This is a genomic window from Actinoplanes sp. URMC 104 (assembly GCF_051386375.1).
Classification (GTDB): domain Bacteria; phylum Actinomycetota; class Actinomycetes; order Mycobacteriales; family Micromonosporaceae; genus Actinoplanes.
This window is the reverse complement of sequence record NZ_JBPQTO010000007.1, coordinates 132,612-156,180: the sequence shown is the minus strand read 5'-3', so window position 1 is coordinate 156,180 and position 23,569 is coordinate 132,612. Positions and strand designations below refer to the sequence as shown.

Genomic DNA, 23,569 nt, shown 5'->3' with positions numbered 1-23,569 from the left:
TCGAACAGGTCGTTCCGTCGCCGGCATCAGCTTTCCCGGATCTTCTCCCGCCGAACACCGAGCCGCCCGGAAACAGCCGATCCGCCTCCGGGCTCATAGACGGCGCACAGGACGGCCACAGAGCGGGCGTAGCCGCGCGGCCGAAGGTTGCGGGCATGACGACGCTGATGGAACGCCCTACGGCCGCCTCCCCACCCCGGCACCGGACGCCGGCCGACCGGCAAGAGCGCCGCTGGCCCGTGCTCGTGCTGCTGCTGGGCACCGCGGTGCTCTACCTGTGGGACCTGAGCGCGTCGGGCTGGGGCAACAGCTTCTACGCCGCCGCCGCGCGGGCCGGGGCGCAGAGCTGGAAGGCGTGGCTGTTCGGCTCGCTCGACGCCGGCAACGCCATCACCGTCGACAAGCCGCCCGCCGCCCTGTGGGTGATGGGCCTGTCGGCGCGGATCTTCGGTGTCGACAGCTGGGCGATCCTGGCTCCGCAGGCGCTGATGGGCGTGGCCGGCGTGTGGTTGCTGTACGCGGCGGTGAAGCGCTGGTTCGGTACGGCGGCCGGGCTGGTCGCCGGGGCGGCGCTCGCGCTCACGCCGGTGGCCGTGCTGATGTTCCGGTTCGACAACCCGGACGCGCTGCTCGTGCTGCTGATGACGGCCGGGGCCTACACGACCGTACGTGCCGTCGAGAAGGCGTCGTGGAAGTGGCTCGCGCTCACCGGCGTACTCCTGGGGTTCGGGTTCCTGACCAAGATGATGCAGGCGTTCCTGGTGCTGCCCGCGTTCGCGCTGGTCTACCTGATCGCCGCGCCCACCGGCCTCGGCCGCCGCATCCGGGACCTGCTGGTCGCCGGGCTCGCGCTGGTCGTCTCGGCCGGGTGGTACGTCGCGCTGGTGTCGCTGTGGCCGGCGTCGTCGCGGCCGTACATCGCCGGATCCACCAACAACACGCTGTGGGAGCTGGCGCTCGGCTACAACGGCCTGGGTCGCATCCTCGGCGGCTCGGGCAACGGCGGCGGAGGCGGTGGCGGGCAGAACGTCGGCTTCGGCGGCGCCGCGGGCATCGGGCGGCTGTTCGGCTCGTCGATGGGCACCGAGATCTCCTGGCTGCTCCCTGCGGCGCTGATCGCCCTGGTCGCCGTGCTCGCGTTCACGTGGACCGCGCCGCGCACCGACCGCGCCCGCGCCGCGATGGTGCTGTGGGGCGGCTGGGTGCTGGTCACCGGGCTCACGTTCTCGTTCATGAGCGGCACGATCCACCCGTACTACACCGTCGCCCTGGCCCCCGGGATCGCCGCGCTGGTCGCCGTCGGCGGACGGGTCCTGTGGCTGCGCGGCGGTCACGTCGCCGCACGGGCGGTGCCGGCGGCGATGGTCGCGGCGACGGCGGTGTGGGGCTGGGTGCTGCTCGGGCGCACCGACTGGATGCCTGCGCTGCGGTGGGTCTCGCTCGCGGTGGGCGTGGGGGCCGCGCTCGCGCTGCTCGTTCCGGCGCGGCGGCTGCGCGGCTTTGCGGTGGTCGCGCTCGTCGCCGCCATGCTGTCGGCCGGCGCGGGCAGCGCCGCGTACGCGGCGGAGACCGCGACCGTCGCCCACACCGGCTCGATTCCCGCCTCCGGCCCGTCGGGGTCCGGGTCCTTCGGCGGTACGGGTGGCTCCACCCGCCCCGGGTCGCGCTCCGGTGACGCGCCGTCCGCCGGTGCGGCTCCTTCCGCCGGTGCGGCTCCCACCGGTGAGGCTCCTTCCGCCGCGGGCGGCATGGGTGGCGGCATGGGTGGCGAGTCCGCCGACGCCGAGCTCACCGCCCTCCTGGAGACCAGCACCACGAAGTGGTCGGCCGCGGTCAGCGGCGCCACCACGGCCGCGAACCTCGAGCTGGCCAGCGGCACCTCGGTGATCGCCCTGGGCGGCTGGAACGGCAGCGACCCCTCGCCCACGCTCGCCGAGTTCCAGGCCTCCGTGGCGGCCGGCGAGATCACCTACTACGTCGCCGGGGGCGGCATGGGCGGCGGCCGCGGCTCGGACGGCACCTCCACCGCGTCGAGCCAGATCGCCTCCTGGGTCGCCGAGCACTACACGGCCACCACGGTCGGCGGCGCCACCGTCTACGACCTCACCCAGCAGGCCGGCTGACGGGCGCAGTCCCCGCAGCCCCGCGTCCCGCCAGACGCGGGGCTGCGGCGCGGTTCCCCTCGAACGCCGCGCCGCAAACGTCGCCGGTGGCCCGGCCATCCTCGCGGGTGACCGAACGGCACCAGGCCTGCTCCCGCCGGTGTGACCCCCGCCGCAGCGTGGTTCTTTTGAATTTGAAATAGTTGCCGGAGCAGGGATGTTGTGGGTGGCAACGACGGGATGTGGTCCCGGCCGGGAGAAGGAGCGGGTCATGCAGTTCGGAATCTTCAGCGTCAGCGACATCACGACGGACCCGACCACGGGACGGACGCCGTCGGAGGCCGAGCGCATCAAGGACATCGTCACGATCGCCAAGCACGCCGAGCAGGCCGGCCTCGACGTCTTCGCGCTGGGCGAGCACCACAACGAGCCGTTCTTCTCCTCCTCGCCGACCACCACGCTGGCGTACATCGCCGCGCAGACCGAGAAGCTGCTGCTCAGCACCGCCACCACGCTGATCACCACCAACGACCCGGTGAAGATCGCCGAGGACTTCGCGATGCTGCAGCACCTGTCCGGCGGCCGCGTCGACCTGATGATGGGCCGCGGCAACACCGGGCCGGTCTACCCCTGGTTCGGCAAGGACATCCGCGCCGGCATCCCACTGGCGATCGAGAACTACGCGCTGCTGCACAAGCTCTGGCGCGAGCACGTCGTGGACTGGCAGGGCAAGTTCCGTACGCCGCTGCAGTCGTTCACCTCGACGCCGCGCCCGCTCGACGACGTCCCCCCGTTCGTCTGGCACGGCTCGATCCGCAGCCCGGAGATCGCGGAGCAGGCCGCCTACTACGGCGACGGCTTCTTCGCCAACCACATCTTCTGGCCCGCCTCGCACACCCAGCGGATGATCGCCCTGTACCGGCAGCGCTTCGCCCACTACGGCCACGGCGACCCCGACCAGGCCATCGTCGGCCTCGGCGGCCAGGTGTTCATGCGCAAGAACAGCCAGGACGCCGTCAAGGAGTTCCGGCCGTACTTCGACAACGCCCCCGTCTACGGACACGGGCCGTCGCTGGAGGACTTCACCCGCGAGACGCCGCTGACCGTCGGCAGCCCGCAGCAGGTCATCGACCGGACGCTCGGGTTCCGCGAGTACGTCGGCGACTACCAGCGCCAGCTGTTCCTCATGGACCACGCCGGCCTGCCGCTGAAGACGGTCCTCGAGCAGCTCGACCTGCTCGGCGAGGAGGTCGTGCCCGTGCTCCGCAAGGAGTTCGCCGCCCTCAAGCCGGCCCACGTGCCGGACGCCCCCACCCACGCGTCGCTGCTGGCCGCCAAGCAGGCGTCGCAGCTTTCGCAGGCCTCGCAGAACGACGAGGTCGCGGCATGAAGCAGCGCACCCTGGTCGTCGTCACCGCCGGCCTGAGCCAGCCCTCCTCCACCCGCCTGCTCGCCGACCAGCTCGCCGGCGCCGTGCTCGCGGCCGGCGCCGAGCGGGACCTCGACCTGCGGGTGATCGAGCTGCGCGGCCTGGCCCACGACATCGCCGACCACCTGCTCACCGGCTTCCCGCCCGCGGCGCTCAAGGACGCCCTGGACGCGGTCGCCGGGGCGGACGGCCTGATCGCCGTGACGCCGATCTTCACCGCCGGCTACAGCGGGCTGTTCAAGTCGTTCTTCGACGTGCTCGACAAGGACGCGCTGGCCGACAAGCCGGTGCTGATCGCGGCCACCGCGGGCACGGCCCGGCACTCGCTGGTGCTCGAGCACGCGCTGCGCCCGATGTTCGCCTACCTGCGCGCGGTCGTCGTGCCCACCGCGGTCTTCGCCGCGAGCGACGACTGGGGCGCCGACTCCTCCGACGGCTCGCTGCGCTCGCGCATCACCCGCGCCGCGAAGGAACTGGCCGTCGAGGTGAGCCGTCGCGAGCCCGCGCAGGTGGCCGACCCCTTCGCGCTGACGGTCAACTTCGAGGATCTGCTCTGACGACCGGCGCGCCCGGGCGGCCCGAACGGGTGGCCGCCCGGGCGCGCCGTCGGCCGCGTGGCCCGGACGACCGGTAGAGATGTCCGGGTGACCGACGCCTCCGACGACCTCACCCCCGACCTCGCGCGGCGCCGCCTGGTCGACCGGCTGACGGCCCGGGGCCGCATCACCGACCCGGCCGTGGCCGCCGCATTCCTGACCGTGCCGCGTCACGAGTTCGCCCCGGCCGGCACCGACCTGAGTGCCGCGTACGCCGACGACGTGGTCGTGACCAGGACGGACGCCCGCGGCCGGGCGTCCAGCTCGATCTCCGCGCCGTGGCTGCAGGCGTACATGCTCGAGACCGCACGGCTGCGGCCGGGCTCCCGGGTGCTCGAGATCGGCTCCGGCGGCTGCAACGCGGCGCTGATCGCCGAGCTCGTCGGCGCGTCCGGCGCGGTGACCAGCATCGACATCGACCCCGACGTGGTGGCCGCCGCGCGCGCGGCGCTCGACCGGGCCGGCTACCCGCAGGTCGAGGTCGCCCTGGCCGACGCCGAGCACGGTCACCCCGGCGCCGCCCCGTACGACGCCGTCCTGGTCACGGTCGAGACCAGCGACATCCCGCCGGCCTGGCTCGAGCAGCTCGCGCCGGACGGCGTGCTGGTGGCGCCCGTACGGATGCGGGGCAACACCCGCTGCCTCACGCTGCGCCGCCACGGCGACCACCTCGCCGCCACCGCCACCCTGCAGTGCGGCTTCGTGCCGATGCAGGGCGAGGGCAACGACCCCGTCCGCCGGGTGCGGCTGCGCGGCGACGACGTCGTGCTGGTGCTGGACGACGCCACCGAGGTGGACGGCGCCGCGCTCGCCTCCGCGCTCGACCGGCCACGGGTCGAGGCGTGGGCGCCGGTCACCGTCGACGGGGACGACTGCGACGCGTTCCAGTCGCTGCACCTGTGGCTCGCGAGCCAACCCCGCCCGTACGGCGCCCTCCGGGTCGACCGCGAACGCACCGCCGGCCTGCTCGACCCGGACAACAAATTCGTCTGCCCCACCCTGCTCGGCTCCGCCGGCCTGGCCCACCTGACGATGCGCCGGTCCGCGGGCGCGTGGCAGTTCGGCGCCCACGGCTTCGGGGCCGGCGCTCCCGCGCTGGCCGCCGAGCTGGTCGACCTCGTCGCCGCCTGGGACCGGCAGCACCGGCACGGGCCCGGCCCGCGCATCACCGTGCACCCCGCGGGCACGCTGCCGCCCGCCGGCGAACAGCTGCGGCTGGTCGTGGCCCGGCGGCACACCTCGATCGTCGTCGCCTGGCCGTGATGTCCCCGGTGCGAGCGCGCCGTCCGGGGTAGAAAAGGAGCGGAGCCGACGAAGGGGTCACAGTCATGGGCGAGATCGTGCTGATCCGGCACGGGCAGACCGAGTGGAGCGCGACGGGCAGGCACACGTCGTACACCGATCTCGACCTCACCGAGGAGGGGGAGCGCCAGGCCCAGGCCGTCGCCGCCCGCGTCAAGGACCGCAGCTTCGCGGCCGTGATCTCCAGCCCGCGCCGCCGGGCGCTGCGGACGGCCGAGCTGGCCGAGCTCACGGTCACCGAGACGACCGAGGACCTGGCGGAGTGGAACTACGGCAAGTACGAGGGCATCACCACCCCCGAGATCCACGAGACCGACCCGGGCTGGTGGCTGTTCCGCGACGGGGCGCCCGGCGGCGAGTCGCCCGCGCAGATCGCCGAGCGCATCGACCGGGTCCTCGCCCGGGTGCGCCCGCTGCTCGACGGCGGCGACGTGGCGCTGATCGGGCACGGCCACGCGCTGCGGGTCGTCGGCGCCCGGTGGATCGAGCTGCCCGCGGAGGGCGGCGGGCGGCTCAAGCTCGGCACCGCCACGCTGTCGATCCTCGGCCACGACCACGGCCGCCCGGCGATCGACTGCTGGAACGCCTGAGCCCTCGAAATGCCTGAGCCTCCGGGGGCAGCTGAGCGTCCGGGGCAGCTGAGCGTCCGGAGGCAGTTGAGCCTCTGGGGCAGCTGAGCCTCTGGGGCAGCTGAGCCCCTGTGGCAGCTGGGCCTTTGTGGCAGCTGAGCCTCCCGGGCACCTGAGCCTTGTGGCAGCCGAGCCTCCCGGGGCAGCTGAACCTCCCGGGGCAGCCGAGCAGCTCGAGCCGCTGCCGGTGAAGCCCTCTGAGGCGCCTGGGTCCTTGGAACGCCTGAGCCCTTGGGGCGCTCGAGCGCCTGAAACGCCCAAGCCTCTCGAACTACCGAGCCCCTGTAGCGCCCAGCGCCTGTGGACAACCGGCGCCCCGCGCGCCGCGGATGGCGTAGCCTCAGCGCCCGGGTGGGTGGGGGAGGCGGTGGCCCACCGGGTGATCAACTCGGGCGGCGGCGAGAATCGGCCGCCACCAGGTGATCGGGCGGCGGCGGGAAGCGGCCGCCCACCAGGTGATCGGACGGCGGCGGGAAGCGGCCGCCCACCAGGTGATCGGACGGCGGCGGGAAGCGGCCGCCCACCAGATGATCGAAACGGGCTGCGGCAGAAAGCGGCGGTTCACCGGATGATCGACTCGGGCGGCGGGCAGGCGGTCGCCCATCTGGTGATCGAATCGGGCGGCGCCGGAAAGCCGCTCACCACGACCGACGGCCAATCGCCGTGCACCATGTGATCGGCGACCGCGTGCCGTGCCGATCCGGGGTCCTGCCTGGCGGAAGACACCGCCGCGACCGATGATCGGGGCATGGATCGCCGCGCCCGGGGGCTTGCGCTGCTGGTGGCGGGCGCGTTCTTCATGGAGATCCTCGACGCGACGGTGATCGCCCCGGCGGCGCCGCACATCGCGGAGGACCTCGGGGTGCGGCCGGTCACCGTGAACGTGGCGATCACCGCCTACCTGCTGACGCTGGCGGTGCTCATCCCGGTCAGCGGCTGGCTCACCGAGCGTTACGGCGCCCGCCGGGTGTTCGCCGTGGCGATCGTCGTGTTCACGCTGGCCTCGGCGGGGTGCGCCGCGGCGGTCAACCTGCCGATGCTGGTCGGCACCCGGGTGCTGCAGGGCGTCGGCGGCGCGCTGATGGTGCCGGTGGGCCGGCTCGTGGTGATCCGGACGACGGCCAAGACCGATCTCGTACGGGCCATCGCGTACCTGACCTGGCCGGCGCTCGCCGCCCCGTTGATCGCTCCGGCGCTCGGCGGGGTGCTGAGCACGTACGCGTCCTGGCGCTGGATCTTCGTGCTCAACGTGCCGCTCGGGGTGGCCGCGCTGGTGCTCGCCCGCCGGCTGGTCCCGGACGTGCGCGCCGACGACGCGGGGCGGCTGGACTGGCGGGGCTTCCTGCTGGTGGCGTGTTCGACGGCCGCGCTGGTGGCGGGGCTCGAGGGGGTGGCCGAGCCGCACCCGCGCTGGCCGGTCGCGATCGGCCTGCTCGTGGTGTCCGCGGTGGGGCTCGGCAGCGCCGCCGCATACCTGATGCGGTCCGCGAACCCCCTGGTCGACCTGCGCATTCTGCGCGTGCGCACGTATCGGGTGACTGCGCTCGGCGGCTCGGTGTTCCGCGCCGTCATCACCGCGATCCCGTTTCTGCTGCCGTTGCTGTTCCAGCTCGGCTTCGGCTGGACCGCCGCGCAGGCCGGCCTCGTGGTGATCGCGCTGTTCGCCGGCAACATCGGCATCAAGCCCGCCACCACCCCGCTGATGCGCCGCTTCGGCATCCGCACTGTCATGCTGGCCTCGATCGCCGCCTCCGCCGCGTGCCTGGCCGGCATCGCCCTGCTGCGCGCCGCCACCCCGCTGGTCGTGGTCCTCGCCGTGCTAGCGCTCAGCGGCATCTTCCGCTCGACCGGTTTCACCACCTACAACACGGTCGCCTTCGCCGACGTCGAGCCCGCCCGCATGACCGGGGCCAACACGCTGATGTCCACGGTGCAGGAGCTGGGCTCGGGGCTCGGGGTGGCGCTGGGCGCCCTGCTCGTCCGGCTGGGCGGCTCGTTCAGCGACGAGCCGTTCCGGGTGGCGTTCCTCGCGCTGGCCGCTCTGCTCGTGGTTCCCGCGGTCGAGGCGTTCCGCCTGCCCGCCACCGCCGGGAACGTCGTGGCCGGGCGCTGACCGGTGCGGGTCAGCGGGCCGGACGGCGGGCTTCGAGGAGCGTACGGGTGGAGTGGGCGACGAACGAGCCGTGCTCGCGGATGTGCGCGTCGAGCCGGCGCAGGGCCGGCTCGTAGCGGTCGACGGTGAAGTCCGGTACCCACCAGACGCACTTGCGCAGCAGGTAGACGGCCGCGCCGACGTCCAGCAGCTCCATCCGGCACCGCGCCGTCCGCAGGTCCACGACCTGCAGCCCGGCCGACCGCGCCGCCGCGGCCTCGCGCTCGGGGTCGCGGCTCGCGCGTTCGCGGGTGAGCGGGCCGCGGAACCACTCGATCAGCTCGAACGCGGACGCCGGCCCGACGTGCTGGGCCAGGTAGGCGCCGCCGGGGGCCAGCACGCGGGCGATCTCGGGCCAGTCGGGGGCGACCGGATGACGGCTGCTGACCAGCTCGAAGCCGGCGTCGGGGAACGGCAGCGGCGCGCCGGGGACGGCGTGGACCACCTGCACGCCGCGCGGGGACAGCAGGCGGCGGGCGCGGAGCACGTTGGGCTCCCACCCCTCGGTGACGGCCATCCGGGGCGGCAGGTGCGGCGCCCCGGCGATCGTCTCGCCGCCGCCGGTGTCGATGTCGAGGGCCGACGCGACGGTGGCCAGGCGCGCCGCGAGCAGCCGCGAGTAGCCCCACGGCGGCCGCTGCTCGGTCGCCCGCCCGTCCAGCCAGTCGAAGCTCCAGCCGGTCACGTCCGCGCCGGCTGCCTCGCCGACCAGTTCCTCGAAGGTCCGCACGCCTCCCATCGTGTCGGCGCGGTCAACCGATTTGAGCGGCCCGGGCCGGTGCTAGGCGGACCGGCGGGGCACGACGCGGACGATGTCGGCGGCCGGCAGCTCGGGCCCGGTCCGGCCGCTCATCGCGGCGACGACGGTGGCGGCCAGGTGGGCGCCCACGACGACCTGGTCGGTGGTGACGGTGGTCAGCGGCGGGTCGGACAGCCGGGCCGGCGGGATGTCGTCGACGCCGATCACCGCGAGCGAGCCGGGCACGGCCACCCCGGCGTCGCGGGCGCCGGCCAGCACCGCGAGCGCGACCTCGTCGTTGTAGGCGCACACGGCGGTGACCCCCGTGTCCAGCCACCGGCGTACGGCCTCGCCCGCGACCGCCGGGTCGAGCGGGACCGTCAGACCCACCGGCGTGGGCAGCTTCCGCCCGGCGCAGACGGCCCGGACCCCGGCCAGCCGCGGCTCGGCGAAGAACCGCACGCGCTGGTCGTCCGGGTAGGCGAAGCCGAGCCGGGTGTGCCCCCGCTGCACGAGGTGCTCGGCCTGGCGACGCCCGATCAGCTCCTGCGGCACGGCCAGCACCCGCCCGCGGCCGCGCCGGGAGACGGCCACGACCAGCGCGACGCCGGCCGAGCGCATGGCGGCGATCTCGGCGTCGGAGAACTCGGTGTACGCGATGACCGCGGCGGGGGTGATCGCCTTCCACAGCTCGCTCATCGGGCGGTCCGCGCGGTTGCCGGGGTGCACGACCAGCGTGAGGCCGTGGCGGCTGAGCGCGGCGGACAGCTCGCCGAGCATCGAGCCGACCTCGGGGCCGATCGGCCAGTCGGGCAGCAGGCAGAGCACCACGTCGGAGCGGCCGGTGCGCAGCGTGCGGGCGGCGGCCGACGGGGAGTAGCCGAGGTCGGCGGCGGCGGCGAGCACGCGGTCGCGGGTGGCGGGCGAGATGGTCTGCCGCGGCGTGTCGTTGAGCACGTAGCTGACCGTGGCGCGCGAGACCCCGGCGAGCCGGGCGACGTCGGCGCTGGTGACCCGCTTCGTCGTTGAGTCGGCCATGACATCCAAACTTACACGTGTAACCATGGGGGCATGGCCGCTGACCTCCCCGCCCTCGTCAAGTCGCTCGACCTGCCCGCCAAGGTGCGCCTGCTCACCGGCGCCACGGCGTTCACGCTCGCGGAGGACCCGTCGATCGGGCTGCGCGAGATGCGCTTCTCGGACGGGCCGACGGGCGTACGGGGGCTCAAGTTCGTCGGCGGCCCGGTGGTGACGCTGTTCCCCAACGCCACGCTGCTCGCCTCGACGTGGGACGAGCAGACCGCGTACGAGGTGGGACGGCTGCTCGCCGAGGAGGCGATGGCGCAGGGCATCCACGTCGTGCTGGGGCCGACCATCAACCTGCACCGTTCCCCGCTGGGCGGGCGGCTGTTCGAGGCGTACTCGGAGGACCCGCTGCTGACCGGCCGGCTGGCCGCCGCCTACGTGCGCGGCCTGCAGGACAGCGGCGTGGGCGCGTGCCTCAAGCACCTGGTCGCCAACGAGAGCGAGACCGAGCGCAACACGGTCAGCTCGGTGGTCGACGAGCGCACGCTGCACGAGCTGTACCTGCTGCCGTTCGAGATCGCGGTCGCCGACGCCGGCGCGTGGTCGATCATGGCGGCGTACAACGACGTCAACGGCGTGCCCGCCACCGAGCACGACTACGTCAACAACCAGGTCGTCAAGGGCGCCTGGGGCTACGACGGGCTGATCATGTCGGACTGGTTCGCCACCCGGACGGCGGCGCCGGCGGCCAACGGCGGGCTCGACCTGGTGATGCCCGGACCGGACGGGCCGTGGGGCGACGCGCTGGTCGCGGCCGTGCGCGCCGGCGAGGTGGACGAGGCGGTGATCGACGACCACGTGACCCGGCTGCTGCGGCTGGCCGAGCGGGTGGGGGCCCTGGGCGAGCCGCGCACGTACCCGGCCGGCCTTCCCGGGCCCACCTCGGACGTACGCCAGGAGCAGTTGACCCGGCTGGCGGCGAGCGGCATCACCGTGCTCAAGAACGACCACGACCTGCTGCCGCTGGACCGGTCCGCGAGCGTGGCGCTGATCGGCCGGCACGCGGTCGAGACGATCGACATGGGCGGCGGCTCGGCCGGCGTCAACCCGCCGTACCAGGTCAGCGTCGCCGAGGGGCTGACCGCGCTGCTCGGCGACCGGGTGACCGTGGTCGACGGGGTGGACGTGCGGACGCGCCCGGTGCCGGCCCGCGGCGGGTTCCTCACCGCGCCGTCCAACGGCCTGGCCGGCATCGACGTCATCCTCTGCGACGCGGACGGCGCGGAGCTCGAGCGCCGCTTCTGCCCCCAGGCCAAGACCATGATCGGCATGGACGACGACTTCACCGGGACCGTCGCGTCGGCCCGCCTCGTCGCCGACGTGCACGCGGACGGGCCGGCCGAGCTCGGCGTCCTCGGGGTGGGTGACTGGTCGGTGCTGGGCCGGTCGTTCACCCTGCGCACCTCCGGCTCCGGGATGGGCGAGGAGGTGCTGACGCCGCCGACCGAGGTGATCACGGCCGACGTGGACCGCCTGGAGGCGTCCGTCGCCATCGACGGGATGGGGCTCTACGGGCTGATCGGCCGGGCGGCGGCGCGCGAGACGGTCGACGTGATCGACGACGCGGTGCGGGCGGCGGCGGCCGCGGACGTGGCCGTGGTGGTCGTGGGCCTCACCGAGGAGCAGGAGACCGAGGCGGTCGACAAGACGACGCTGCGGCTGCCCGGCGCGCAGGACGAGCTGGTGGAGGCCGTGGCGGGCGCGGCGGCGCGGACGGTCGTGGTCGTCAACGCCGCGACGCCGGTGCTGATGCCGTGGCTGCCGCGGGTGGACGCGGTGCTGCTGGCCGGGCTGCCCGGGCAGGAGGGCGGGCACGCGGTGGCGGCGGCCCTGCTCGGCGACATCGAACCCGCCGGGCGGCTGGTCACCACGTTCCCGGCCGCCGACGGGGCCTCGCCGGCGTGGTCGGTGACGCCGGTGGACGGCCGGTTGGCGTACGCGGAAGGTCGGTTCGTCGGCTATCGCGGGCACCACGCGGGGCGGGCCCCCGCGCCGGCGTTCTGGCTGGGGCACGGGCTCGGGTACGGCGAGTGGCAGTACAGCGACGTGCGGCTGGTGACCGGCGACGCGCCGTCGATCACCGTGACCGTGTCCAACGTCGGGCGGCGCGAGAGCCGCGAGGTGGTGCAGGTGTACCTGCGCCCGGTCGAGCGCGAGGAGCCCGTCCGGCTGGTCGGCTGGACGTCGGTGACCGTCGAGCCGGGCAGGTCGGCGCGTGTGACGGTGCACACGGACCGGCGGCTGTGGCGCAAGTGGGACGCCGCGTCGCACTCCTGGTCGGGCCGCCTCGCCGACGGCGGGCAGTTCCTGGTGGCGCGCGGCCTGGGCGACATCCGGGCGACGGTTTCCTGATCGGGGGGCGCCCGCCTGGCATACTCGTCACCTGCAGTTCCGACCGGCCGCCGCGACGTACGACCATGCCTGGATGACACCGTGACCGCTGCACCCGAACGCCTGGGGCTCGAGGGCCTCGAGCTCGCCGGTGCGGTGCGTCCCGAGGACGTGCTGGACGCCATGCGGCGCGAGGCCGAGCGGCACAAGGCGCTGCTCGGCGGCGACCGCACGCTGGTGCCCAACCACTACACCGTCGGCCTGTCCGCCTACGACCACCGGCGCTGGGCGCCGCACGCCGCCCAGCTCGCGCAGGAGCTCGCGATCCGGCAGGCCGCGCTGATCGCCGAGCGGGCGTGGATCGTCTACGGCGACGTGTCGGTCGAGGTGTTCCTCGGCGACGACCTCGACGCGGGCACGTTCCGGGTGGCGGCGCTGCTGCAGCCCGACCCCCCGCCGCCGCGCCCGGCCCCGCCGCCGGACGCCGCGGTCGCGACGCTGGTGAGCGCCGAGGGCCAGGTGTGGGGCCTGTCCGCCGGGCTCACCGTCCTGGGCCGCGACCGGGAGGCGGGCGTACGCCTGCGCGACCCCGGCGTGTCCCGCCGCCACCTGATCGTCGAGGTGCACCCCGACCGGATCACGCTGACCGACCTGGGCTCGCACAACGGCACCCGGGTCAACGGCCACCCCGTCGCCACCGTCGACCTGCGCCCCGGCGACACGATCGAGGTCGGCGGCACGGCGCTGACGCTGCGCCTGCGCTGACGGCGGATTCGCTGGGACGCGGGCGCGGATCTCTCCAACGAGATTGCCCGGGCGGCGCCGTCGGATGGAACGTGGTTCTCATGAATACCGCGGAGAAACTGGCACGTGAGGTCCTCGCCGCGCTCAGCGGTGGCGACGTCGAGCGGATCGGCCCGCTCGTCGCGGAGGACTTCGCCGATCACGCGGCGCCGGAGTGGGCGCCGCAGGGGCGGGCGGGCTACCTGCAGATCATGGCCTTCCTGACCACCGTGCTGCGGCTGCGCTACGAGGTGCACCAGGTCGTCGCCGCCGGCGACCTGGTGGCCGTACGGGCGACCGCGCACGGCATCCACAACAGCGACCACCTCGGCTTCCCGGCGACCGGGCGGCCGTACGCGATGCCGACGATGCACCTGTACCGCGAGCAGGGCGGTGTGCTCACCGATCACTGGGGCGTCCGCGACGAGCTCAGCGCGCTCTGGCAGGTCGGCGCGCTGCCGGCCCCCGAGCCGGTCGCGCTGAGGTGACCCGGCGCTACTCCAGCGAGGTCCGGGCGGAACAACGCCGCGCCACCCGGCAACGGGTGCTCGACGCCGCCCGGGCCCTGCTGCTGCACCGCGGCTACCACGGCGCGACGATCGAGGCGATCGCCCACCGGGCCGGCGTCAGCGTGCAGACCGTCTACAACACCGTCGGCGGCAAGGCGGCGGTCCTCAAGGCGGTCTACGACACCCTGCTCGCGGGCGACGACGAGCCCATCCCGATCATGCAACGCCCGACGGTGCGGGCGATGCACGCGGCCACCGACCCGCGCACCTTCCTGGCCCTCTACGCCCGTCTGGGCCGGGAGCTGTACGGGCGGGCGGCCCCGCTGTTGCCGGTCGTGCTCGACCAGGGCGACCCCGAGGTGCGCGCGTTCGTCACCACGATCGAGACCGAGCGCGCCACCGGCAACGCCGCGATCGCCGAGCTTCTGCACGACCGTTTCGGCCTGCGCCCGGGCGTCACCGTCGCGGACGCCGCCGACATCCTCTGGACGCTCACCGCCCCGGAACTGGTCCTGCGCCTGGTCCAGCACCGCGGCTGGTCCCTGGGCCGGTACGAGTCGTGGCTGGCCGACACGATGGCGCACGCGCTGCTGCCGTAGCCGGCCGGCGCGGTCCGTCAGGCGCCGAGGCGGGCCGCGATCGCGTCGCGGATCTGCTGGTCGCCGGGCAGGTCGCGGCCGCGTTCGTCGGTCAGGCGGCGCAGCGAGGTCATCGTGACGCCCTCGAGCCGGCACGCCGTGAAACGGTCGTAGACGCTCAGGTCCGGGTCCACGTTGAGGGCGAACCCGTGGCTGGTCACCCCGCCCCGGATCCGCATGCCGATCGACACCAGCTTGTGGTGCTCCGGTGTCCACACCCCGACCAGGCTGTCCGCGCCCCGGGGCGTGTCGCGCCGCAGCGCGGGGAACCCCAGGTCGCCGAGCGCCGCGATCAGCCCGTTCTCGAGCCACCGTACGACGTCGGCCGGCCCGCCCCGGTGCAGGTCCACGACCAGATAGCCGACCAGCTGCCCGGGCCCGTGATAGGTGGCGTGCCCACCCCGGTCGACCTCCACGGTCTCCAGCCCGTCCTCCGGGCGCGGCAGGTCGGTGGCCGGGGTGTGCTTGCCGTACGTGACGACCGCCGGGTGGCTCAGCAGGAAGAGCCGGTCGGGGGCGGCGTCCGCCCGTCGCTGCTCGACCCAGCCGGCCATCAGCCGCAGCCCCTCGCGATAGCCGACCTCTCCCAGGTCGACGCGTGTGAGCCCCTGCCCGAACTCGATCCCCACCCCGCCATCCTGCCACGCGGGGAACCGCGCGGATCATCGGTGAGGATGACAACAAACGCACAGGCAAGGCACATCCGTGGCTCAGGCAGCGGGCGAATCGTGAAGGGTGTTACGTCACCGAGCACCTAGGGGGATCGGCGCCATGCTCGTCCAGCTGAACCGCAACACCGGCCACCGCAGCTTCACCGCCACCGCGACGGACCTGCCGATCAACCCGGCGGCGCTGCCCACCACCCGCGGCCCGCTGCCCGCGGTGGCCTACTTCGGGCCGCCCGGGCGCGTCGCCGGGCTGGCCCACCACCTGCCCGCCGGGTGGTCGCTGCGCCGCGCGGCCGACCTCGACGACCTGCGGCCGGACGAGATCGTGCTGTTCGCCGGCGCCTCGGTCCACGAGGTGGCGACCGCCCGCCGCGTGCTGCCCTCCCGGGCGGTCGTCGTCGCGCTGGTCGACGAGGCGGCGCCGGCCGAGCTGGTCGCCGGCGTGCTGACCGCCGGGGCCGACGCCTGCGTCCGCGGCGGCCAGCCCGCCATCCTGGCGAGCCACCTCGTGGCCTGCCGCCGCCGCGACCTCGCCGGCCGCTGGGCCGTCCTCAACGACCAGGGCCGCCGCTGACCGCCACGCCTCCCTGTCACCCTGTCCGGCCGGACCTCGCCGGACCGGTCCGCGTGCTGCCAGAATGCGGACATGGAGGAACTGACCCGGGACGACGCCCCACCCCGCGAGGAACGGTTCAACCGGCGTGCGCTCTTCGGCCGCGCGCTGCTGCTGGCCGGCGGCGCTGCCACCGTGCTGACCCTGTCGGGCTGCCCCGGCGGCGACGGCGACGACGACGGTGACGACGGCGAGGGGGATGACGACGACGACTGAGCCACAGCCGTGATAGGTGCCGATTGATATGCCGTCGTCACATGCGCACCTGTTGATGGCACCCCCTGCCGCTTTCTAGGCTGGGTCCGGCTCGGACCTGGAGGGTGGCTGTGTGCTCGGTAACGGCTCTGTGCCCGGTGACGTGAGCGCCCTGCGCGGGCGCGGCGAGCTGCTCGCCACGATCGAGGGCCGCCTGGCCGCGGGCGGCGGCGTCGCCCTGCACGGCCCGGCCGGGATCGGCCGGACGGCGCTGCTGGACGCCGTCGCCTCGGCCGCCTGTGCGCGCGGCGAGCTCGTCGTGCGGTTGCGCCCGGTGCGCAGCGAGCGCCTGGTCCCGTACGCGGGAATCGCCGACCTCCTCGCCCAGCTCCCCGAGCAGGCCCCCACCCTGCCGCCCGCCCAGCGCGCCGCCCTCGCCGCCCTGCGGCAGGGCCTGCCCCCGCGCGCCGGGTCGGCGGCGCTCGCCCGCCGGCTGGTGCTGCCGCTGCTGCTCGCCCGCTGCGCCCGCACCCGTCCGGTGCTGCTCGTGCTCGACGACTGCCAGTGGCTCGACGCCGAGTCCGCCGAGCTGATCGCCTTCGCCATGCGCCGCCGCCCCGGCCCGCGCGTCCGCGTGATCGCCGCCCAGCGGCACCCCGACCCGACCGGCCGCCGCCGCGCCGCCCGGCTGTGCCCCGCGCCGGCGCTCGACCTGCCGGTGCCGCCGCTCGAGCCGGGCGACCTCACCGAGCTGCTCGAGGCCCGCGGCCTGCCCTGCCGCCTGGCCAGCCGGATGCACGAGGCCAGCGCCGGCAACCCGTTCCTGGCGCTGGCGCTCGCCGCCGCGCTGCCGCCCGGGCCTGCCTGGCGCCCCTCGCCTGTGCCCGGCGCCGTCCGCGAGCTGCTGCGCGAACGCCTCGCCGGGCTGCCCGCGGCGACCCGGGCCACGCTGCTGGCCGCCGCGCTCGCCACCGACCCGACGGTCACCCTGCTGCTGCGCGCCGGCCGCGAGGACGCCGGGCACGACCTGCGCCGGGCCGCCGAGGCCGGCGTGGTGGCCGTCGACGGCGACCGGGTGCGCTTCACCCCGCCGCTGATCGCCACCGTGCTCGCCGAGGACGCCTCCGCCGGCGACCGCGCCGAGGCGCACACCGCGCTCGCCGCCGGCGCCGTCGACCCCGCCCAGGCCCTGCGGCACCGGGCGCTGCGCAGCTCGGTTCCCGACGCCGCCGTGGCCCGGACGCTTGCCGCGGCCGCCGACCGGTGCGCGGGCGGGGCCGGCCGCACCGCCGCCGAGCTCTACCTGCTCGCCGCCGATCGCTGCCCGCACACCCACGCCGACCGGCGGCTCGACTGGCTGGTCGCCGCGGCCCGCAACGGGCTCAGCGGGGGAGCGGCCGCGCTGGCCGGGCGGGCGGCCGAGGCCGTGCTCGCCGCCGACGCGCCGCCCGGTCACCGGGTCCGGGCCCGGCTGGTGCTGCTCGACCTCGCCGGGCAGGGGCTCGCCGAGATGGGCGAGATGTTCGCCGCCGCGCTCGCCGAGTCCGGTGACGACCCCGCCCTGCGCGCGCCGGTGCTGCTGCGGCTCACCTGGGCGGCGCTGCTCGCCGGCGACGCGGACCGCGCGGTCGGCGAGGCGTCGCGGACGGCGCTGGCGGCGCGCGCGGCCGGCGACCCCACCACCGAGGCCATGGCGCTGAGCGTGCTCGCCCAGGTCGAGCGGCTGCGCGGCGAGCCGGGCTGGGCCGGCACCCTCGCCCGGGCGCTCGCGCTGCCGGCCCACCCGGCGCCGGACTGGCTGCACTACGGCCCGCGCTACGTCGCCGCGCGGTTCGCCATGATGGACGATCGGCTCGACGAGGCCCGGGCCGCGCTGCTCGGCCTGCTGGTCGTCGCCGAGCAGGACCGCATCGGCGAGGCCCGGGTCGAGGTGCTGCGCAGCCTGTCCGAAGTGGCCACCCGCGCCGGGCGCTGCCGCGAGGCGCTCGACTACGCGCACCGCGCCGTCCGGGCCGCCCAGCGCGCCGGGCTCAGCCCCGGGCCGACCTGGTACACGGCGGCGGTCGCCGAGCTGGCCGGCGGCAGCCTGTCCGCGGCCGCGGAGCTCGCCCGTCGCGGGGTGCGCGCCTCCGAGCAGGAGGGCGACACGCTCTATCTGCGGCGCAACCTGCACGCGCTGGGCCAGGCCGAGCTGCGCGCCGGGCAGACGCGGGCCGGGGTGGCCGCGCTGCGCCGGCTGCGCGAGCTCGAGGCGAGCTCCGGCGGCGCCGACCCGATGATCGTGCGCTGGCACGGCGACCTGGCAGGCGGGCTCGCGGCGCTCGGCGAGCACGCCGAGGCGGTCGCGACGCTCGCCGCGGCCCGTGCCGCCGCCGAACGGCTCGGCGACAACCCGGCGCTGTCGGGATACCTGGACCGCGCCGCCGCGGTGGTGCTCTCCGAGAGCGGCCAGCCCGACTCGGCGGTGCTGCTGTCGGCGTCCGCGGCCCACCACTTCGAACTGCTGCACCAGCCGATCGAGCAGGCCCACGCGCTGCTCGTGCAGGGCAGCGCCGAGCGCCGCCGGCGCCGGTACGCCGCCGCGCGGCTCGCGATCGGCGCCGCGCTCGCCATCTTCCTGGCGGCCGACGCCAAGCCGTGGGCGGAGCAGACCGAGCGGGCGCTGGCCGGCACGTCGGCCGCGGGCGCCGCGCCGCTCGACCTGGGTCTCACCTCGACGGAGCTGCGCATCGCGGCGCTGGTGCGCGACGGCGCCAGCAACCGCGAGATCGCCGGCCGGCTGTTCCTCAGCGTCAAGACCGTGGAGGCGACGCTGACCCGCATCTACCGCAAGCTGGGCGTTCGCTCGCGCACCCAGTTGTCGTCCCGGCTGCCCACTGTGGTGTCCGATCTCACCACGAGTGCCTGACCAGCCTCTTCGCCACTGAGAGTGACCCCGGCTACAGAAAACCCGTGGCCGCCGTCACCTTCGTAGCGCACGTTTTACCTGCTTGATTTGGGGATGAAGCGTCGGCCGCGGATCGTTGTAGAGGAAGGCGACGAGGCCTGATCGCCATCACCATCCGTAAGGAGACGGCCATGCAGTTCACGACCAAGCTGCGCGACGTGCGCACGGCACTGGCGAACCGCCGCACGATGCGCGTCGCCAACCGCCGGCTCGCCGGCGAGCTGGCGTCGTTCCGCACCACCGCCGAGCGCGCCGAGCTCGACGAGCTCCTCGCCCGGCACAGCAACGAGGAGACCGAGCAGATCCGCGCGATCCTCTACCGTCAGGACGTGGCACGCCAGCAGAGCACCGGGCGTCAGACCGCGGGCCTGGGCGGCTACCGGGGCTGACCGCCCCTCCGGCCGGGGAGACCCGGCCCACGACTCGAACACCGGCCGGGGCCATGCCCCGGCCGGTGTTTCTTTTCGTCAGTGGGCCTGCCGCTCGTCCTTCGACGACTTCGCGCGCAGGCTGCCGGCGTGGGCCTTCGAGTCCGGGTCCCGCTTGGACTTCATCAGGCTGGCGATGGTGGTGACCGCCAGGATGACCACGATGACCACCAGCGACAGCGGCGTCGGGATCTCGGGCACCGAGGTGTTGATGTCGACGTGCAGCCAGTGCAGCACGAGCTTGGCGCCGATGAAGGCCAGGATGATCGACAGCCCGACGGACAGGTAGACGAGCCGGTCGAGCAGGCCCTTCACCAGGAAGAACAGGGCGCGCAGGCCGAGCAGCGCGAACGCGTTGGCGACGAAGACGATGAACGCCTCGTCGGTCACGCCGAACACCGCCGGGATCGAGTCGAGGGCGAACAGCAGGTCGGAGCTGCCGATCGCGATCAGCACCACGAACATCGGGGTGACCACGCGGCGGCCGTCCACCCGGGTGATCATCTTGCCGCCGATGTAGTCGTCGGTCACCGGCAGGAACCGCTTGGTCGCCTTGACCAGCGCGTTGTCCTCGACGTCCGGGTCCTCGTCGCGGTGCCGGAACAGCTGGACCGCGGTGAAGATCAGCAGCAGGCCGAAGATCAGGAACATGAACGAGAACAGGTTGAGCAGCGTCGCGCCGAGGGCGATGAAGATGACCCGCATGACCAGCGCGATGATGATGCCGAAGGTCAGCACCTCCTGCTGATACTTCTCCGGCACCGCGAACGTGCTCATGATGATCACGAAGACGAAGAGGTTGTCGACCGACAGGCTCTTCTCGACGATGTAGCCCGCGAAGTACTGGGCGCCGAAGTCCCAGCCGGCTATCTGTCCGAAGACGACGCCGAACGCGACCGCCACGGCGATGTAGAAGATCGACCAGGCCGCCGCCTCACGGAAGCCGACGGCGTGCGGCCGGAGCACGCCGAGTGTCAGATCGAGGGCGAGCAGGGCGACGATGACCCCGATGGTCAGCGTCCAGCCGAGCGCGGTGACCTCAAGCATGGGAATGGAACCTCCGGGCGATAAGCGGGGCGGCAGCCGATCAATCGTCCCCGGTTAGCCTGGGAGATTGCTGTGCGGAACCTTGCCCACCAGGGACTTTACTGTCCGTTGCGACCTCACTGCCGGGTATGAACGCTTTTCCCCTTATGCACCGCCGGGCGTTACGCTGAGTAGAGGTGCGAGCGGGTGAACACCGAGGGTCATGCGCGGAGTGCATCGACGGACCTCCCCGTGCAGGCGACGCAAAATGCATAGATAAACGTCCATCGAAGTGTTAAATCTGTTTTGCGAAGATCACAGATGATCGGAAATTCTGCTGGTCAGAGCGTTGATGCAGGATGCATCGTGCGACCGGCCACTCAGGACCGAAATCTTGTCCGATGCGGACGTTGCGCCGAGTTGATGTCGCTGGCATGCTACGCGATGTCGTTCTGGGGGGCGCACACCGTGACGTCGGCGTACAGCCGTGAATATCACTTTCCGTAATCACCGGGCGAGATGACCCCGCGTGACACCGGAAGTGGAGAGGAGACGTGCCGTGACGGCTTCGGCACAGCTACCCCTGGCAGACGACCTCTTCCTCACCGCCCACGACTCCGTCAAGGGCCGGTGCCTGCTCTCGCCCGCCACGCTCGGCCTGGGCATGGCGGCCGCGCTGATCGGCGAGCTCGTGCTCTGGCGCCGGATCGACGTGATCGACGGCAAGATCCAGATCGTCGACGACCGCCCCACCGGCGACCCCGCCGCGACCGCCGTCCTCGACCAGTTGCTGCGCGAGGGCCACCACCGGGCCGTACGGGACTGGATCGCCTTCCTCTCCACCGGCGTCGCCACCGACCTCGTCGAACGCCGCCTCGCCCGTGCCGCCCTCGTGCAGCGCCAGGAGAAGCGCGGCCTGTTCGGCTCCGCCAAGGTCGCCTTCGTGCCGTCCGACTCGATGATCGCCGGCTGGCCCGCCACCCGGATCCGCACCTACATCAGCCGCGGCGAGCTCCTCGACATCCCCGACCTCGTGCTGGCCGGCCTCATCCTCGCCACCGGCCTCGACCAGCACGTCTTCGTCACCCTCGACGCCCGCGGCCGCAACCAGTTGTTCGACCAGCTCAAGCGGCGGCTTCCCGCGATGCTGCTGGAGCTGGTCGGGCAGGCCGAGGCCGCGGTGGGCGACGCCGTGATGGCCCGGCGCGCCTGACCGTTTCTCACCACCCCCCTCACCCCCTCCTGGAGACCGCGTGTCCACGACCGCCCCACCCCACGAAAGTCAGCTCTCGACAGCCCTGGCCCGCGACCGTCTCGGCGTGGCCGCGGTCGTCTTCTTCGTCATGTCCGCCGCCGCGCCGCTCACGGTCGTCGCCGGCGTCGTGCCCACCGGCCTGGCCGTCACCGGACTGACCGGCATCGCGATCGCGTTCGCCGCGGTCGCGGTCGTCCTCGCGATCTTCGCGGTCGGCTACGTGGCGATGGCCCGGCACATCGCCAACGCGGGCGCCTTCTACGCGTACATCTCCCAGGGTCTCGGCCGCCCGCTGGGCGTGGGCGCGTCCTGGGTCGCGCTGCTGGCCTACAACATGTTCCAGGTCGCCTCGTACGGCGGGTTCGGCGCCATCGCCTCGCCGCTGTTCGACAAGTGGTTCGGCGTGGACATCCCGTGGTGGGGGCTCGCGCTCATCGTCTGGGCCCTGACCGCCGTCCTGGGCGTGCGCGACGTGGCCGTCAACGGCAAGGTGCTGGCCACGCTGCTGGTCGCCGAGATCGTCATCGTCTTCGCGTTCAGCGTCGCCGACATCTTCTCGCCGAACTTCTCGGCGTCGTCCGCCCCGCTCGACCCGGGCACCCTGGTCGGCGCCGGCTCGGGCGCGCTGCTGGTCATGGCCGTCACCGGCTTCGTCGGCTTCGAGCAGTCCGTGGTGTTCAGCGAGGAGTCGCGCGACCCGCGCCGCACCGTGCCCCGCGCCACGTACATCGCCATCGCGCTGATCGCCGTGCTCTACGGCTTCGCCTCCTGGGCGATGATCTCGGCCGCGGGCGGCGACGTGGTCGGCCGCGCCACCGAGGAGGGCCCGGACCTGTTCTTCAACGTCGCCTCCGACCAGCTGGGCGGCCGCGCCGTCGACCTCGGGTACGCGCTGTTCCTCACGTCGCTGATCGCCGCGATGATCTCGTTCCACAACATCATCGCCCGCTACATGTTCTCGCTGGGCCGCGAGGGCGTGCTGCCGCGCACCTTCGGCCGTACGGTCCCCGGCACCGGCGCCCCCAAGAACGGCTCGCTCGCGCAGAGCGTGCTCGGCCTGGTCGTCATCGTGCTGTACGCGGTGGCCGGCTGGGACCCGCTGGTCAACCTGTTCTTCTGGGGCGGCAGCGGCGGCGGCATCGGCGTGCTGCTGCTGGTCACGCTGACCTCGATCGCGGTCATCGGCTACTTCACCAAGCGGCCAGAGGGCGAAGACTTCTGGCACCGCCTCGGCGCCCCCGTGCTCGGCGCGGTCCTGCTGCTGACCATGTCGTACCTGGCGCTCAGCAACATCGCCACGCTGTTCGGCGTCGAGCCCGGCAGCAAGCCCACCTGGGTGGTGCCGCTCTCCTTCGCCGTGCTGCTGGCCGCCGGCATCGCCTGGGCGCTGGTGCTGCGCGGCAGCCGCCCGCAGGTGTACGCCGGCATCGGCCTGGGCGCCCGCAGCGCCTCCTCGACGGGCGGGTTCTCCGCCGCCCTCGCCTCCACCGACACGAAGGACCCCCTGTGAGCTACCCCGAGATCCGCCCTGCCCGGAAAGAGGAGATCCCTGCGATCGGGCACCTGATCAGCTACTCGTTCTTCGACCTGCCGCAGAACGCGTACCTGGTGCCGCCCCTCGACGACCGTCTGAAGGTCATGGCCGACTTCTTCACGCTGCTCACCGAGCACGCCGTGGACAACGGCCGGATCGAGGTCATCGACCTGCCCGACGGCAGCGGGCTCGCCGCGGCCGCGGTCTGGTACGACTACACGAAGGAGATGCCCGAGCAGGCGGGCTACGAGGAGCGCCTGCGCGAGCTGACCGGCGACTACCTCGACCGGTTCGTGGCGCTCGACGTGCTGTTCGAGAAGAACCACCCGCACGACCCGCACTGGCACCTGGCGTTCCTGGCGGTGCACCCCGAGCACCAGGAGCACGGCCTCGGCAGCCGGCTCATGAAGCGCCGCCACGACGAGCTCGACGCGGCCGGCGTCGCGGCGTACCTCGAGGGCACCAACGCCGACAACGTGCGGCTGTACCACCGGGCCGGGTACGCCGACATGGACCCGTTCGAGATGCTGCTGCCCGACGGCACGCCGTTCTTCCGGATGTGGCGCGCGGCCTGACGCGCACGTGAGGGGCGCGGCCACCGTCCGGC

21 protein-coding genes are annotated in these 23,569 nt (G+C 73.8%); 17 read left to right on the top strand and 4 right to left on the bottom strand.

Features of this window, described 5'->3' with window-relative positions:
* The first annotated feature begins 155 nt into the window (after positions 1–155).
* The 6 genes from ACSNN8_RS22430 (at position 156) to ACSNN8_RS22405 (ending at position 8,171) form a co-directional block, all read left to right on the top strand.
* Positions 156–2,123 (top strand): glycosyltransferase family 39 protein, encoded by a 1,968-nt coding sequence (locus ACSNN8_RS22430; protein ID WP_436651235.1) that lies wholly within the window; start codon positions 156–158, stop codon positions 2,121–2,123.
* Positions 2,124–2,373: 250 nt separating this feature from the next.
* Positions 2,374–3,492, top strand: a complete 1,119-nt coding sequence (locus ACSNN8_RS22425) for an LLM class flavin-dependent oxidoreductase (protein ID WP_436651234.1) — start codon at positions 2,374–2,376, stop codon at positions 3,490–3,492.
* A complete protein-coding gene (locus ACSNN8_RS22420; RefSeq protein ID WP_436651233.1) occupies positions 3,489–4,088 on the top strand; it encodes an FMN reductase in 600 nt (199 codons plus the stop codon). The genes ACSNN8_RS22425 and ACSNN8_RS22420 overlap by 4 nt, the downstream gene beginning before the upstream one ends.
* An 87-nt stretch (positions 4,089–4,175) precedes the next feature.
* Positions 4,176–5,390: a methyltransferase, FxLD system gene (fxlM, locus tag ACSNN8_RS22415; RefSeq protein ID WP_436651232.1), complete on the top strand. Its 1,215-nt coding sequence runs from the start codon at positions 4,176–4,178 to the stop codon at positions 5,388–5,390.
* A gap of 65 nt (positions 5,391–5,455) precedes the next feature.
* Positions 5,456–6,019, top strand: a complete 564-nt coding sequence (locus ACSNN8_RS22410) for a histidine phosphatase family protein (RefSeq protein WP_436651231.1) — start codon at positions 5,456–5,458, stop codon at positions 6,017–6,019.
* Between the two features lie 787 nt (positions 6,020–6,806).
* Complete coding sequence (locus tag ACSNN8_RS22405; protein ID WP_436651230.1) at positions 6,807–8,171, top strand: MFS transporter; 1,365 nt, start codon at positions 6,807–6,809, stop codon at positions 8,169–8,171.
* A 10-nt stretch (positions 8,172–8,181) separates the two neighbouring features.
* Here ACSNN8_RS22405 and ACSNN8_RS22400 read toward each other — a convergent pair whose 3' ends face one another.
* Positions 8,182–8,940 carry a class I SAM-dependent methyltransferase gene (locus tag ACSNN8_RS22400; RefSeq protein ID WP_436651229.1) on the bottom strand — a complete coding sequence of 253 codons (759 nt, stop codon included), beginning with the start codon at positions 8,938–8,940 and terminating at the stop codon, positions 8,182–8,184.
* A gap of 51 nt (positions 8,941–8,991) precedes the next feature.
* A complete protein-coding gene (locus ACSNN8_RS22395; RefSeq protein ID WP_436651228.1) occupies positions 8,992–9,987 on the bottom strand; it encodes a LacI family DNA-binding transcriptional regulator in 996 nt (331 codons plus the stop codon).
* A 33-nt stretch (positions 9,988–10,020) separates the two neighbouring features.
* On the opposite strand from ACSNN8_RS22395, the gene ACSNN8_RS22390 reads away from it, so the two are divergent.
* The 4 genes from ACSNN8_RS22390 to ACSNN8_RS22375 all read left to right on the top strand — a co-directional run bounded on the left by ACSNN8_RS22390 (position 10,021) and on the right by ACSNN8_RS22375 (position 14,257).
* Positions 10,021–12,387, top strand: coding sequence for a beta-glucosidase family protein (locus ACSNN8_RS22390; protein WP_436651227.1), 2,367 nt, complete (start codon positions 10,021–10,023; stop codon positions 12,385–12,387).
* Between the two features lie 81 nt (positions 12,388–12,468).
* Entirely contained in the window at positions 12,469–13,131 is a 663-nt protein-coding gene (locus ACSNN8_RS22385; RefSeq protein ID WP_436651226.1) for an FhaA domain-containing protein, read from the top strand.
* An 80-nt stretch (positions 13,132–13,211) separates the two neighbouring features.
* Positions 13,212–13,637 carry an ester cyclase gene (locus ACSNN8_RS22380; protein ID WP_436651225.1) on the top strand — a complete coding sequence of 142 codons (426 nt, stop codon included), beginning with the start codon at positions 13,212–13,214 and terminating at the stop codon, positions 13,635–13,637.
* Positions 13,634–14,257: a TetR/AcrR family transcriptional regulator gene (locus ACSNN8_RS22375; RefSeq protein ID WP_436651224.1), complete on the top strand. Its 624-nt coding sequence runs from the start codon at positions 13,634–13,636 to the stop codon at positions 14,255–14,257. Before ACSNN8_RS22380 ends, ACSNN8_RS22375 begins: the two co-directional genes overlap by 4 nt.
* 17 nt (positions 14,258–14,274) lie before the next feature.
* Here ACSNN8_RS22375 and lipB read toward each other — a convergent pair whose 3' ends face one another.
* Complete coding sequence (gene lipB, locus ACSNN8_RS22370; RefSeq protein WP_436651223.1) at positions 14,275–14,925, bottom strand: lipoyl(octanoyl) transferase LipB; 651 nt, start codon at positions 14,923–14,925, stop codon at positions 14,275–14,277.
* 142 nt (positions 14,926–15,067) lie between these two features.
* Between lipB and ACSNN8_RS22365 the strand changes: the two genes are divergently transcribed.
* From ACSNN8_RS22365 to ACSNN8_RS22350, 4 genes are all read left to right on the top strand, one after another.
* Positions 15,068–15,538: a hypothetical protein gene (locus ACSNN8_RS22365; protein WP_436651222.1), complete on the top strand. Its 471-nt coding sequence runs from the start codon at positions 15,068–15,070 to the stop codon at positions 15,536–15,538.
* A gap of 72 nt (positions 15,539–15,610) precedes the next feature.
* Positions 15,611–15,793: a hypothetical protein gene (locus ACSNN8_RS22360; protein ID WP_436651221.1), complete on the top strand. Its 183-nt coding sequence runs from the start codon at positions 15,611–15,613 to the stop codon at positions 15,791–15,793.
* A gap of 112 nt (positions 15,794–15,905) precedes the next feature.
* Complete coding sequence (locus ACSNN8_RS22355; RefSeq protein WP_436651219.1) at positions 15,906–18,680, top strand: AAA family ATPase; 2,775 nt, start codon at positions 15,906–15,908, stop codon at positions 18,678–18,680.
* 170 nt (positions 18,681–18,850) lie between these two features.
* Entirely contained in the window at positions 18,851–19,108 is a 258-nt protein-coding gene (locus ACSNN8_RS22350) for a hypothetical protein (protein ID WP_436651218.1), read from the top strand.
* A 78-nt stretch (positions 19,109–19,186) separates the two neighbouring features.
* Here the strand turns inward: ACSNN8_RS22350 and ACSNN8_RS22345 are convergent, their stop codons facing one another.
* Positions 19,187–20,194, bottom strand: coding sequence for a TerC family protein (locus ACSNN8_RS22345; RefSeq protein WP_436651217.1), 1,008 nt, complete (start codon positions 20,192–20,194; stop codon positions 19,187–19,189).
* Between the two features lie 538 nt (positions 20,195–20,732).
* Between ACSNN8_RS22345 and ACSNN8_RS22340 the strand changes: the two genes are divergently transcribed.
* The 3 genes from ACSNN8_RS22340 to ACSNN8_RS22330 are packed head-to-tail and all read left to right on the top strand — an operon-like array spanning position 20,733 to position 23,537.
* Positions 20,733–21,386, top strand: a complete 654-nt coding sequence (locus tag ACSNN8_RS22340; protein ID WP_436651216.1) for a GOLPH3/VPS74 family protein — start codon at positions 20,733–20,735, stop codon at positions 21,384–21,386.
* 40 nt (positions 21,387–21,426) lie between these two features.
* Positions 21,427–22,938 carry an APC family permease gene (locus tag ACSNN8_RS22335; RefSeq protein WP_436651215.1) on the top strand — a complete coding sequence of 504 codons (1,512 nt, stop codon included), beginning with the start codon at positions 21,427–21,429 and terminating at the stop codon, positions 22,936–22,938.
* Positions 22,935–23,537: a GNAT family N-acetyltransferase gene (locus ACSNN8_RS22330; RefSeq protein ID WP_436651214.1), complete on the top strand. Its 603-nt coding sequence runs from the start codon at positions 22,935–22,937 to the stop codon at positions 23,535–23,537. The genes ACSNN8_RS22335 and ACSNN8_RS22330 overlap by 4 nt, the downstream gene beginning before the upstream one ends.
* The last annotated feature ends 32 nt before the right edge of the window (positions 23,538–23,569 follow it).

What these genes read in the sequence shown, in the direction of transcription:
- ACSNN8_RS22405 (WP_436651230.1), top strand. Translation starts at nt 6,807, where the DNA reads ATGGATCGCCGCGCCCGGGGGCTTGCGCTGCTGGTGGCGGGCGCGTTC.
- ACSNN8_RS22380 (WP_436651225.1), top strand. Translation starts at nt 13,212, where the DNA reads ATGAATACCGCGGAGAAACTGGCACGTGAGGTCCTCGCCGCGCTCAGC.
- ACSNN8_RS22430 (WP_436651235.1), top strand. Translation starts at nt 156, where the DNA reads ATGACGACGCTGATGGAACGCCCTACGGCCGCCTCCCCACCCCGGCAC.
- ACSNN8_RS22395 (WP_436651228.1), bottom strand. Translation starts at nt 9,987, where the DNA reads ATGGCCGACTCAACGACGAAGCGGGTCACCAGCGCCGACGTCGCCCGG.
- ACSNN8_RS22410 (WP_436651231.1), top strand. Translation starts at nt 5,456, where the DNA reads ATGGGCGAGATCGTGCTGATCCGGCACGGGCAGACCGAGTGGAGCGCG.
- ACSNN8_RS22345 (WP_436651217.1), bottom strand. Translation starts at nt 20,194, where the DNA reads ATGCTTGAGGTCACCGCGCTCGGCTGGACGCTGACCATCGGGGTCATC.
- ACSNN8_RS22360 (WP_436651221.1), top strand. Translation starts at nt 15,611, where the DNA reads ATGGAGGAACTGACCCGGGACGACGCCCCACCCCGCGAGGAACGGTTC.
- ACSNN8_RS22390 (WP_436651227.1), top strand. Translation starts at nt 10,021, where the DNA reads ATGGCCGCTGACCTCCCCGCCCTCGTCAAGTCGCTCGACCTGCCCGCC.
- ACSNN8_RS22365 (WP_436651222.1), top strand. Translation starts at nt 15,068, where the DNA reads ATGCTCGTCCAGCTGAACCGCAACACCGGCCACCGCAGCTTCACCGCC.
- ACSNN8_RS22420 (WP_436651233.1), top strand. Translation starts at nt 3,489, where the DNA reads ATGAAGCAGCGCACCCTGGTCGTCGTCACCGCCGGCCTGAGCCAGCCC.
- ACSNN8_RS22425 (WP_436651234.1), top strand. Translation starts at nt 2,374, where the DNA reads ATGCAGTTCGGAATCTTCAGCGTCAGCGACATCACGACGGACCCGACC.
- ACSNN8_RS22350 (WP_436651218.1), top strand. Translation starts at nt 18,851, where the DNA reads ATGCAGTTCACGACCAAGCTGCGCGACGTGCGCACGGCACTGGCGAAC.